Source organism: Burkholderia sp. AU16741, from assembly GCF_002223345.1.
GTDB lineage: Bacteria > Pseudomonadota > Gammaproteobacteria > Burkholderiales > Burkholderiaceae > Burkholderia > Burkholderia sola.
Window position 1 is genome coordinate 127,014 of record NZ_NKEZ01000008.1, and the last position, 12,694, is coordinate 139,707.

Genomic DNA, 12,694 nt, shown 5'->3' on the forward strand with positions numbered 1-12,694 from the left:
GGTGAATCGATGAATGTCGGGATACAGGTCACGGATTGAGAAATGAGGGTGCGATATTTTCTATGATTCCAGTGGTTATAGGTAATTGGAAACTTGTGTAACAAGGTATTTCTGCCTGAAAATAAGGCTGAATATTCTTACTTAATACGGAAAGCAGTAAAAAATACGACGTGAATCGCAAACGTTTGCGTTTTCTCCAGATCGATTACAGGTCGGCGAGGGATTTTATGGAGTCGGGCAGGATTATCGAATGCGCGGTCAGCGGCTGCCGCCCGCGCTTCGCCGCGCGCCGCGCATCGGCGGCGCGGCCGCCTCTTCAATACCGATCGCACCGTCGAGCGCCGTGCGCGGCCGGTTCATGATGTAGGCCCACAGCTGTTCGGCCGCGAGCCCGCGCTTGCGCGCCGATCGATACAGGCGGATTTCGAGCTCGGTGATCCAGTCGCCGCTGCCCGCGCACACGAGCGTGCCGTCCGCGAGCTCCTTCGCGACACAGCTTTCAGGCAGCCAGCCGATGCCGTGTCCGGCCACGACCATGCCTTTCAGCGCCTCGGACATGTGCGTCTCGAAACACCGGTGCAGCACATACGGCTCGGTCGCGTTCAGCAGCAGCATCTCGACGATGTTGCCGAGAAATGCGCCCGACGAATACGCGAGCAGCGGCAGCGGCGCGTCGGCCGTGCCGGGCAGCTGGAACACCGGCTTGCCGCGCGCGTCGGGCGACGACACCGGCAGGATCCGCTCGACGCCGAGGCTGACGAACGGAAAATGGTTCGGATCGAGCACGATCGGCAACTGCGGGTGGTGATAGCCGAGCAGCAGGTCGCATTCGCCTTCGACCAGTTGCTGCACGCCTTCCGGCACGTTGACCGCATTGACGCGGGCGGTCACGTGGCCGACCTCGCTATTGAGCTGCTTGAGCCATTCGGGAAACAGCGTGAACACGAGCGTGTGCGCGACGGCGAAGCGCACGACCTGGTCGCTCGCCGCGAACTGGTCGTAGCCGTTCACGAGATTGCGCGCCGCATACATGCTGCGCAGGATGTCCGCGGCGAGCCCGCGGAACATCTGGCCGGCGGGCGTCAGCGCGACCGGGTTGATGCTCCGGTCGACCAGCTTCGCGTCCATCCAGGTTTCGAGGGCGGCGATTCGTCTGCTGAACGCCGACTGCGTCAGGTGCCGGTGACGCGCGGCCCGGGAAAAGCTCTTGGTATCCGCCAGGCTCAGGAAATCTTCCAGCCACTTTGCTTCCATTTCGATCTTCGCTTTTTATAGTCGGGCGCCTGAAAGGCGGCGCCGTCTGCTGCACCAACGTTCTAGCGTACCCCGCATCGCGCCGGTCGGGCCGATGTTTTTTTTCGATCGGTGTCAGTCGAAATATGCATGGGCGTTGTCGGCGGGATTACGGCTGCATAGCGTTGAGGGGCCGGACCAGTTAACCGGACAGTTCACCCGTCGGACTGTCCCGGCCGCCTGGACGGCGCTTTCCCAGGGCCGGCTGCGCCGTGTGCGTGCCGGCCCGCCCGTTCACGGTCGTTCCGGGGGCCCGGCTCGCCGTTTTTGGTGCAGTGCAGATTGCACATTCGTGACACGCGGGGGAACTATGTTCGTCGGATGCGGCGCAGCATCGGCCGTGCGCGCTCGCGACGCACCGCGAGCGCCCGTCGCGTCCGCCGTTGCACCGTTGTGGTGCGCGATGCCGCGCAGGCGTGCCTGGGCGGCGCGAAACAGGGGGATATCGAAGGGATCGAGCAAGGCACGTTCCTTGCAAAGCAATCAGTACGCCGGTCCGGCATGCGCAATGCCGGGGAAAACGATCGATGGAGAGAAGATCGATGAAGCCATTCGATGAAATGCTGCAATCCGGCGACATGGTGAGGGCGCCTTACGCGCGCCTGAAACAATGGCTCGACACGCAGGACCCTGCGAGCCTCGCCCAGAAGGCCCACGACGCGGAAGGCGTGTTCCGCAGGACGGGCATCACGTTCGCCGTCTACGGCGACGCGGAGGCCGCCGAGCGGCTCATTCCGTTCGACATCGTCCCGCGCATCATCTCGGGGGCGGAATGGAGCCGGCTGTCGCTCGGCATCGAGCAGCGCGTGATGGCGCTGAACGCGTTCCTCGACGACATCTACCACCGCCAGGAAATCGTGCGCGCGGGCATCGTGCCGAAACACCTGATCGCGCACAACGAGGCATTCATCCCCGAGATGATCGACTTCCGGCCGCCCGGAAACGTTTACACGCACATCATCGGCGTCGACATCGTGCGCACCGGCGAAAACGAGTTCTACGTGCTGGAGGACAACGCACGCACGCCGTCCGGCGTGTCGTACATGCTGGAAAACCGCGAAACGATGATGCAGCTCTTCCCCGAGCTGTTCCAGCAGGTCAAGGTGCGTCCGGTCGAAACCTATCCGCAGATGCTGCGCCAGTCGCTCGCGGCCGTGTGCCCGCCGGGCGGCAACGCCGACAACCCGACCATCGCGGTGCTCACGCCCGGCATCCACAATTCCGCGTACTACGAACATTCGTTCCTCGCCGATCAAATGGGCGTGCACCTCGTCGAGGGCAGCGACCTGCAGGTAGTCGACGGCCGCGTCGCGATGCGCACGACGGAAGGCTTCCGGCAGATCGACGTGCTGTACCGCCGCGTCGACGACGCGTTCCTCGATCCGCTCACGTTCCGCCCCGATTCGGTGCTCGGCGTGGCCGGCATCATGGACGTGTACCGCGCCGGCAACATCACGATTGCGAACGCACCGGGCACCGGCATCGCCGACGACAAGGCGATCTACTCGTACATGCCCGAGATCGTCGAGTTCTACACGGGCCGCAAGGCGCTGCTGGAGAACGTGCCGACCTGGCGCTGCGGCGAGGCCGACAGCCTCAAGTACGTGCTCGCGCATCTCGACGAACTGGTCGTGAAGGAAGTGCACGGCTCGGGCGGCTACGGGATGCTGGTCGGGCCGTGCGCGTCGAAGGCCGAACTCGACGCGTTTTCCGCGAAGCTGCGCGCCCGTCCCGCGAACTACATCGCGCAACCGACGCTCGCGCTGTCCACGACGCCGATCCTGACCGACGCCGGCCTCGCGCCGCGCCACGTCGACCTGCGGCCGTTCGTGCTGGTGTCGGACCGGATCCGCATCACGCCGGGCGGGCTCACGCGCGTCGCGCTGAAGGAAGGATCGCTCGTCGTCAACTCGAGCCAGGGCGGCGGCACCAAGGACACCTGGGTGCTGGCCGACTGAGCCGGGCACGACCGCGCGCGCCGGAGCCGGCGCGCGAACCGAACGAAGACGGAGTGGACACGAGATGCTTCTGGGACGTACTGCAAGCGGTCTCTACTGGATGTACCGCTATATCGAGCGCGCGGAAAATATCGCGCGCATCGTCGATGCCGGCCTGCGGATGGCGCTCACGCGCACGGCCGACGCGCCGGCCGAATGGTCGTCGGTGCTCGTCAGCTCGGGCGCGGACGACGGCTACCGGCAGAAATACGACGCGTATGCGGCCGATACCGTGACCGACTACCTGCTGCGCGACCGCGACAACCCGTCGAGCGTGCTGTCGTGCATCGAGGCCGCGCGCTCGAACGCGCGGATGGTGCGCACGGCATTGACGCGAGAGGCGTGGGAAAGCGTAAACGGCGCGTGGCTCGCGCTGCGCCGCGCACTGGCGCAGCCGGTGCCGGAAAGCGAACTGCCGGCCGTGCTCGACGAAGTGAAGCGCGAAACCGCGCTGATCCTCGGCAGCTTCTACAGCACGATGCTGCGCAACGAGATCTTCGATTTCGCGCAGATCGGCGCCTTCATCGAACGCGCGGACAACACCGCGCGGATCATCGACGTGAAATACCACCTGCTGCTGCCGTCGGTGTCGCACGTCGGCACGATCCTCGACAACTACCAATGGGAGACGATCCTGCGCTGCGTGGCCGCGCATCGCTCGTACCGCTGGGTGTACGACGTGCAGTACAAACCGCTGAACATCGCCGACTACCTGATCCTGAACGGCCGCATGCCGCGTTCGCTGCGCTATTGCTACGGGCGCGTCGTGTCGAGCCTGAACCTGCTCGCGAAGGATTACGGCGTGACACACCCGTGTCACGACACGGCCACGAAGATCCTGCAAATGCTGTCCGATACGTCGGTCGAGCGGATTTTCAAGAGCGGCCTGCACGAGTTCCTGACCGACTTCATCGGCCGCAACAACAGCCTCGGGCTCGAAATCGCCCAGGCTTACAACTTCGACTGAGACTTGCCATGCGACTCGCCATCCGACACATTTCGCGTTATCAGTTCGACGATCAGGCCACCCATGCACTGCAACGGTTGCGGCTGCGGCCGCAGTCGGGCCCCGGGCAGACGGTGCGCGCGTGGCAGGTCACGATCGACGGCGTCGAGCCGACGCTGTCTTACGCCGACGGGCTCGGCAACCGGATCGACCTCGTGCGCCACGATCGCGGCGAGAAGGCCGAGGTCGTCGTCGTGGCGGCCGGCGTCGTCGAGACGCAGGACCGGGCGGGTATCGTCGGCAATCCCGAAGGCTATGCGCCGCCGTGGATCTTCGAGCGCGAGACCGCGCTCACGAAGGCGGGCGATACCGTGCGCGCACTTGCGCAGGCGCTGCCGATCGAGCCGTACGGCCTCGACGCATTGCACTGGCTGATGACGGAAGTGCACGGCCGCATCGCGTATGCGCCGAACCTGGCCGCCGACGCGCCCGTCGATGCGGAAACCGCGCTGCAAAGCGGCGAGGGCACGAGCCGCGACCATGCGCACGCGTTCATCGCGGCCGCTCGTGTACTGAAGATCCCCGCGCGCTACATCTCGGGTTACGTGCTGGCCGACAGCGCGATGCAGCGCATCGCCGACGCGAAGCAGAATGGGGCCGACGTCGAGGATGAGGAAGCGCTCGCGCTGCAGAGCGGCGACGGGATGCAGCAGGTGCTCGGTGCATCGCATGCCGCGCAATCGCAGTCGCAAGGTCAATCGCAGTCGCAATCGCAGGGGCGGCCGCACGCGGCGCTCGGCGCGCAGCCGCAGCCCACGGTGCTGACGCAGCAGCCGGCCGGCCATGCATGGGCCGAGGCATACGTCGAAGGCCTTGGCTGGGTCGGTTTCGACCCGTTCATGAACCGTTGCCCGGACGAACGCTACGTGCGCATCGCGGTCGGTCTCGACCATCGAGACGCGCAGCCGGTGACGGGGCTCGGCGCGACGGCCGTCGGCGTCGAGATCAGCGTCGTGCAGACGCCGGAACTCGTCTGACCCGCGGCGCGCCTTCGCCGCATCCGCCATGCCGGGCCGCCGCGTCGCAATCGACGCGGCGTGCGCGGCCGGCCCAACCCGACTCGAGCTCCCATGTCCATCCACGTCGCGCTGCATCACACCACCCGCTATCGCTACGACCGGCTCGTCAACCTCGGCCCGCAGGTCGTGCGACTGCGGCCCGCGCCGCATTGCCGGACGCCGATCCTCGCGTATTCGATGACGGTCGAGCCCGCGCAGCACTTCATCAACTGGCAGCAGGATCCGTTCTCGAACTATCTCGCGCGGCTCGTGTTTCCGGAGCGCACCGAGCACTTCGAGATCACGATCGATCTCGTCGCCGAGATGTCGGTGTACAACCCGTTCGACTTCTTTCTCGAAGCGAGCGCGGAGCAATATCCGTTCAGCTATGACGACGCGTTGAAGACCGAACTCGCGCCGTATCTCGCATGCGATCCGCAGACGAGCGCCGCGCCGCTGTTTCGCGCGTATCTCGACGGCGTCGACCGCACGCCGGCCGGCACCGTGAACTTCCTCGTCGCGCTGAACCAGCAGCTTCAGCACGACATCGGCTATCTCGTGCGGATGGAGCCCGGCGTGCAGACGCCCGCGCAAACGCTCGAACTCGCGTCCGGCTCGTGCCGCGACAGCGCGTGGCTGCTCGTGCAGCTGTGCCGCCATCTCGGCATCGCCGCGCGCTTCGTGTCGGGCTACCTGATCCAGCTCACGCCCGACGTGAAATCGCTCGACGGCCCGAGCGGCACGTCAGTCGATTTCACCGACCTGCATGCCTGGTGCGAGGTCTACCTGCCGGGCGCCGGCTGGATCGGCTTCGATCCGACGTCGGGCCTGCTCGCCGGGGAAGGGCACATTCCGCTCGCGTGCACGCCGCAGCCGACGAGCGCCGCGCCGGTCGAAGGGCTGATCGACGAGTGCGAGGTGTCGTTCGAGCACGAGATGAGCGTGACGCGCGTGTACGAATCGCCGCGCGTGACGAAGCCGTATACCGAATCGCAGTGGGAAGCCGTGCTCGCGCTCGGCACGCGGGTCGACGGCGCGCTGGCCGCCGGCGACGTGCGGCTCACGCAGGGCGGCGAGCCGACCTTCGTGTCGATCGACGATCGCGACGGCGCCGAGTGGAACACCGATGCGCTCGGCCCGACCAAGCGCGGCTACGCGACCGAACTCGTGCAGCGGCTGCGCGCCGAATACGGCGACGGCGGCTTCCTGCATTTCGGGCAGGGCAAGTGGTACCCGGGCGAGCAGTTGCCGCGCTGGGCGCTGTCGATCTTCTGGCGCGCGGACGGCCAGCCCGTGTGGCACGATCCGTCGCTGTTCGCCGACGAGCGCGAGCCGTCGTCGTACACCACCGGCGACGCGAAGCGCTTCATCGATGCGCTCGCCGCGCGGTTGAACCTGACCGGCGAATTCATCCAGCCCGGCTACGAGGACGTCTGGTACTACCTGTGGCGCGAGCGCCGGCTGCCGGTCAACGTCGATCCGTTCGACGCGCGCCTGGACGACGAGCTCGAACGCGCGCGACTGCGCAAGGTGTTCGAGCAGCAGCTCGACAGCGTGGTCGGCTACGTGCTGCCGGTGAAGCGCACGGACGGGGAGCCAAGCCTCGACGGGCCGCGCTGGCAGACCGGCCCGTGGTTCTTCCGCGACGAGCGGATGTATCTCGTGCCGGGCGATTCGCCGATGGGCTATCGGCTGCCGCTCGATTCGCTGCCGTGGGCGGCGCGCGCCGACTATCCGTACCTCGTCGAGCGCGATCCGTTCGCGCCGCGCGACGTGCTGCCGGACGCCGCCGCCATTCGCGCCCGCTACGCGGGCCCGGCCGACGCGCCGCGGTATCTGGCCGGCGTGCATCGCGAAGCGTCCGCGCAGACCGTGATGCAGTGGCGCGACGACGGCGCGGCCGCGCACGGCCGACCGGGCGCCGCGGACCCGCATCGCCGGCCCGAGCGCTTCGAATCGGCCGCATGGATCACGCGCACCGCGCTGTGCGTCGAAGTGCGCAACGGCATCCTGTACCTGTTCATGCCGCCGCTCGCCGCGCTCGAGGATTATCTCGACCTGCTCGGCGCGATCGAGCTGACCGCGCATGCGCTCGGCGTGAAGCTCGTGCTCGAAGGCTATCCGCCGCCGCGCGACGCGCGGCTGAAGCTGCTGCAGGTGACGCCCGATCCCGGCGTGATCGAAGTGAACATCCACCCGGCCGCGAGTTTCGACGAACTCGTCGACCACACTGAATTCCTTTACGACGCCGCGTGGCAATCGCGGTTGTGCAGCGAGAAGTTCATGGTCGACGGGCGGCACGTCGGCACGGGCGGCGGCAACCACTTCGTGCTCGGCGGCGCGACGCCGGCCGACAGCCCGTTCCTGCGCCGCCCCGATCTGCTCGCGAGCCTGATCGCGTACTGGCACAACCATCCGTCGCTGTCCTACCTGTTCTCGGGGCTGTTCATCGGGCCGACGAGCCAGGCGCCGCGGGTCGACGAAGCACGCAACGATCAGCTCTACGAGCTCGACATCGCGTTCGCGGAAATCCAGCGCAACAAGCTGCTGTTCGGGCAGGACATGCCGCCGTGGCTCGTCGACCGCGTGCTGCGCAACCTGCTGATCGACGTGACGGGCAACACGCACCGCAGCGAGTTCTGCATCGACAAGCTGTATTCGCCCGATTCGTCCACCGGCCGGCTCGGCCTGCTCGAACTGCGCGCGTTCGAGATGCCGCCGCATGCGCGGATGAGCATCGTGCAGCAACTGCTGCTGCGCGCGCTGGTCGCGCGCTTCTGGGCCGCGCCGTACACGACGCCGCTCACGCGCTGGGGCACCGCGCTGCACGACCGGTTCATGCTGCCGGAATTTCTTCAGATGGATTTCGACGACGTGCTGGCCGAGCTGCGCGACGCCGGGTTCGCGTTCGACCCGGCGTGGTTCGCGCCGCACTTCGAATTCCGCTTCCCGCTGTTCGGGCAGATCGCGGTGAATGGGATGGAGCTGTCGCTGCGCGGCGCGCTGGAACCGTGGCACGTGATGGGCGAGGAGGGTGCGCCAGGCGGCACGGTGCGCTACGTCGATTCGTCGGTCGAACGGCTCGAAGTGCGCGTGACGGGGCTGAACGACAACCGGCACGTCGTGACCGTCAACGGCCGCGCGTTGCCGCTGCAGCCGACCGGCACCGTCGGCGAATACGTCGCGGGCGTGCGCTACAAGGCCTGGTCGCCGCCGTCGGCGCTGCATCCGACCATCGGCGTGCACGCGCCGCTCACGTTCGACATCGTCGATACGTGGCTGCAACGCTCGCTTGGCGGCTGCCGGTATCACGTCGCGCATCCGGGCGGGCGCAACTACGCGACGTTCCCGGTCAATGCGTACGAGGCCGAGAGCCGCCGGCTCGCGCGCTTCGTCGAGATCGGGCACACGCCGGGCAGGATGGACGTCGCGGCGGCCTCACCGAGCCGTGAATTCCCGTTCACGCTCGACTTGCGGCGGCCGTGATCGATCGATGACAGGGCGGACGACGATGCGCGGTTCGCGACTGCCCGGCGCACCGGGCGGTCGCGGCCCCGCCGGAATGCTAGGATGCGGGCAGAATGCGGTTCCGCGCTGCGGCTTGCCGCCTGACTGGCGGCGCGCATGCGCGGCCGCACCCTGACGACGGAACGACATCGTGCCGCCCATTGACCTCGACCATCCCGCCGCCTTCGACGCGATGCCCACGCTTTTCGATACCGGCGCGCAGCCGGACGCCGCCGAACTGGCCGCCGCGCTCGCGACGCCGGCCGCCGCCGGCCGCTACGACGAACTGCGCGGCAGCGCGGCCGGCCTGACCGCGCCTGCGCTGGCGCCCGCGTGGCGCAGCTTCTTCACGTCGGTTGGCAGCGACGGCGTGGCCGACCTCGACCGCCGCGCCGACGCGCTGCACCGGCGCATGCGCGAGAACGGCCTGTTCTACCAGTTGCACGAGCAGCGCGCCGGCGACGGAGCGGTCGGCCCATGGTCGCTCGACCTGCTGCCGCTGATCGTCACGCCCGAGGACTGGGTCGGGATCGAGCGCGGCGTACTGCAGCGCGTGCGGCTGCTCAATGCGACGCTGGCCGACCTGTACGGGCCGCAGACGATCCTGGCGCGCGGGCTGCTGCCGCCCGCGCTCGTCACCGGCCACCCGGGCTATCTGCGCGCGATGCGCGGCGCGCGCGTGCCGGGCGATACCTGGCTGCACGTCGTCGCGTTCGATCTCGCGCGCGGCCCCGACGGCCAATGGCGGATCGTCGCGCAGCACACGCAGGGCCCGGCCGGGCTCGGCTACCTGCTCGAGAACCGGCTGATCGTGTCGCGGCTCTTTCCGCGCGGGTTTCGCGGGCTGCGCGTGCAGCGGCTTGCGTCCGCGTACCGTGCGCTGCTGCAGAGCATGCAGTCGCTCAGCCCCGCCGCGAAGAATTCGCGGATCGTGCTGCTGACGCCGGGGCCCCACAGCGCGACCTATTTCGAGCACGCGTATCTCGCACGTTATCTCGGCCTCACGCTGGTCGAAGGCGGCGACCTGACCGCGCGCGACAACCGCGTGTTCCTGAAGACGCTGAGCGGGCTCGAACCGGTGCACGGCATCCTGCGGCGCGTCGACGATGCCTGGCTCGATCCGCTCGAACTGCGGCCCGATTCGATGCTCGGCGTGCCGGGGCTGTTGCAGGCCGTGCGTGCGGGCAACGTGCTGCTCGCGAACGCGCCGGGCTCGGGCTTCCTCGAGTCGCCGGCGATGCTCGGCTTCATGCCGCGTCTCGCGGAAGCGCTGCTCGGCGAAACGCTGACGCTGCCGGCCGTGCATTCGTGGTGGTGCGGCGAGGCGGCCGCGTGCGACGATGCGCTGCCGCAGGTCGCGCGCGGCATCGTCAAGGCAACCTATCCACCCGACGTGCAGGAAGGCGGTGCATTCGAGCCGGTGATCGGCGCGCGGCTCACGCAGGCGCAACTGGCGGCATGGCGCGCGCGGATTCTCGCGCAGCCCGAACATTACACGGTGCAGGCCGACCTGCCGCTGTCGCAGGCGCCGACGTGGCCGCGGCCCGACGCGCCCGACGGCAACGACAGCGCGCGCATCGTGCCGAAGCCGCTGCTGCTGCGCGTGTTCGCGCTCGCCGACGGCGCGCAGCGCTGGCGGCTCCTGCCGGGCGGGCTGTCGCGGGTCGGCACGCGCGACACGCTGTTCAATGCGCCGATGCCGCGCGGCGGCAGCACCGTCGACACGTGGGTGATGACCGAGGGCATCGTCGATTCGACGACGCTGCTGCAGACGCACCTCGGCCCCGACGACCTCGTCGAACGGCCCCGCGCGATCGCGAGCCGGGCGGCCGAGAACCTGTTCTGGCTCGGCCGCTACACCGAGCGCGCGACCAACCTGATGCGCCTGGCGCGCGCCGCGCTCGAACGTCTGCGCGGCGAGGACGACGTCGACAGCCCCGCGCATCTGGAACTGATCGACACGTTGTGCCGCGACACCGGGCTGATCGCGGCCGACGCGCCGCACGCCGTCGATGCGCCGCGCGCGTTCCAGCATGAGCTGGCGACGTCGCTGACGCGCGGCGCCGACCGCACGTCGGGGATCGCGTCGTGCCTGTTCGGCATGCGCGGCGCGGCTGCCGCGATCCGCGAACGGCTGTCGAGCGATCAGTGGCGGCTGATCGACGACGCGACCCAACTGTTCGCCGACAGCGCAGGGCAGCAGGAAGCGGAGGAGCAGGTCGGCAACGACGCGCTGCAGTTGCTGGAGCGCCTCGGCCTGCTGCTCGGCGCGATCACCGGCGCGCAGACCGACAACATGACGCGCGACGACGGCTGGCGATTGCTGTCGATCGGCCGGCAGATCGACCGGCTCGACTTCCTGTGCAGCGTGCTGAAGTTCGCGTTCGACGAAGGCGCGGTGCATCGTCAGGACGGCTTCGAACTCGTGCTCGAACTGTTCGACAGCACGATCACGTTCCGCTCGCGATTCCAGCGCGGCTTCGACGTCGCGCCGTTGCTGTCGCTCGTCGTGCTCGATACCGACAACCCGCGCTCGCTCGGCTGGGTCGTGCAGGCGCTGCGCGGCCGGCTGACGAAGGTCGAGCGCGGCGAAGGCTACGCGCTGTCCGAGCTGGCCGAGACGGTTCCGGACATCCCCGCGTGGTCGCTGCACGAGCTGTGCGAGACCGCCGAAGACGGCCGGCACGACAAGCTGCTCGCCGCGCTCGACACGGCGGTGAAGGCCGTCTGGGAACTGTCGAACCGGATCGGCGAGCGCTATTTCAGCCACGTGCGCGAGGCGGGCAGGACGCTATGGTGACGACGAAAGGCGCGGCCAGGACGCCGCCCGGTTCCGGCGCCGCACGGCAGGCAGCCGCCCCGGCTGCGGCCGCACCGGCCGCCGTCGCGCCGGGCCGGTTGCTGCGTGTCACGCACGACACCGAATACCGGTACGCGGCGCGCGTCGAATCCGCGCAGCACCAGGCACGCCTGCAACCGCTCGCGACCCCGCGCCAGCAGGTGCTGTCGTTCTCGCTCGACATCGAACCCGCACCGGAATCGGTCTGTACCGAAGTCGACGCGTTCGGCAATGCGCGCGCGTCGTTCGCGCTGAACCTGCCGCACGACACGCTGCTAGTGCGCAGCCGCAGCACCGTGCGCGTGACGTCGCCCGTATGGTCGCTCGGCGCGCGCGGCGCGCCGCCGCCTGCGATCGCGAACCCGGACGCCGCGCATGCCACCGCATGGGAGGCCGTGCGCGACCGCCTGCGGTTCCGCGCGGGGCAGCCATACGACCCGGCGAGCGAGTTCGTGTTCACGTCGCCGCACGTGGCGTGCGACCCCGAACTCGCCGCGTACGCGGCCGCGAGCTTCACGCCGCAACGCCCGCTCGTGCAGGCGGCGTGGGACCTGATGCGGCGCGTGCATGCCGATTTCGCGTACACGCCGAACAGCACCGACATCACGACGTCGGCGCTCGACGCATTGCGGCTGCGCAAGGGCGTCTGCCAGGATTTCGCGCACGTGATGATCGGCGCGCTGCGCTCGCTCGGGCTGGCCGCGCGTTACGTCAGCGGCTACCTGCTCACGCAGCCGCCGCCCGGCCAGCCGCGATTGATCGGCGCCGACGCGTCGCACGCGTGGGTCGACGTGTACGACCCGGCGTGGCCCGAGGACGGCGGCTGGCTGCAACTCGATCCGACCAACGATCGAGCGCCAGGCGACGACTACGTGATGCTGTCGGTCGGCCGCGATTATGCCGACGTGACGCCGCTGCGCGGCGTGATCCGCGGCGGCGGCGCGGATCAGGAGCTGAAGGTCGGCGTGACGGTCGAGCCGCTCGATGCGGCTTGACGGTACCGCAGGACGGGGCTCGCCCGCTTTAAGTCTTCGTTAATTCTGCACGCCTACCA

At 68.5% G+C, this 12,694-nt stretch carries 7 protein-coding genes; 6 read left to right on the forward strand and 1 reads right to left on the reverse strand.

All coding sequences use genetic code 11. The features are described from left to right. Positions 1-258: 258 nt before the first annotated feature. A complete protein-coding gene (locus CFB89_RS21030) occupies positions 259-1,254 on the reverse strand; it encodes a LysR substrate-binding domain-containing protein (protein ID WP_089469560.1) in 996 nt (331 codons plus the stop codon). A gap of 581 nt (positions 1,255-1,835) precedes the next feature. Here CFB89_RS21030 and CFB89_RS21040 point away from each other — a divergent pair. The 6 genes from CFB89_RS21040 (at position 1,836) to CFB89_RS21065 (ending at position 12,635) form a co-directional block, all read left to right on the forward strand. After that, positions 1,836-3,251 (forward strand): circularly permuted type 2 ATP-grasp protein, encoded by a 1,416-nt coding sequence (locus tag CFB89_RS21040; RefSeq protein WP_089469561.1) that lies wholly within the window; start codon positions 1,836-1,838, stop codon positions 3,249-3,251. A gap of 64 nt (positions 3,252-3,315) precedes the next feature. Next, a complete protein-coding gene (locus CFB89_RS21045) occupies positions 3,316-4,257 on the forward strand; it encodes an alpha-E domain-containing protein (protein WP_089469562.1) in 942 nt (313 codons plus the stop codon). Between the two features lie 8 nt (positions 4,258-4,265). Then, positions 4,266-5,273, forward strand: a complete 1,008-nt coding sequence (locus tag CFB89_RS21050; RefSeq protein ID WP_089469563.1) for a transglutaminase family protein — start codon at positions 4,266-4,268, stop codon at positions 5,271-5,273. A 93-nt stretch (positions 5,274-5,366) separates the two neighbouring features. Next, positions 5,367-8,780 (forward strand): DUF2126 domain-containing protein, encoded by a 3,414-nt coding sequence (locus CFB89_RS21055; protein WP_089469564.1) that lies wholly within the window; start codon positions 5,367-5,369, stop codon positions 8,778-8,780. 214 nt (positions 8,781-8,994) lie between these two features. Continuing rightward, complete coding sequence (locus CFB89_RS21060) at positions 8,995-11,601, forward strand: circularly permuted type 2 ATP-grasp protein (protein WP_089469565.1); 2,607 nt, start codon at positions 8,995-8,997, stop codon at positions 11,599-11,601. Next, complete coding sequence (locus tag CFB89_RS21065; RefSeq protein WP_089469566.1) at positions 11,595-12,635, forward strand: transglutaminase family protein; 1,041 nt, start codon at positions 11,595-11,597, stop codon at positions 12,633-12,635. Before CFB89_RS21060 ends, CFB89_RS21065 begins: the two co-directional genes overlap by 7 nt. Positions 12,636-12,694: the final 59 nt, after the last annotated feature.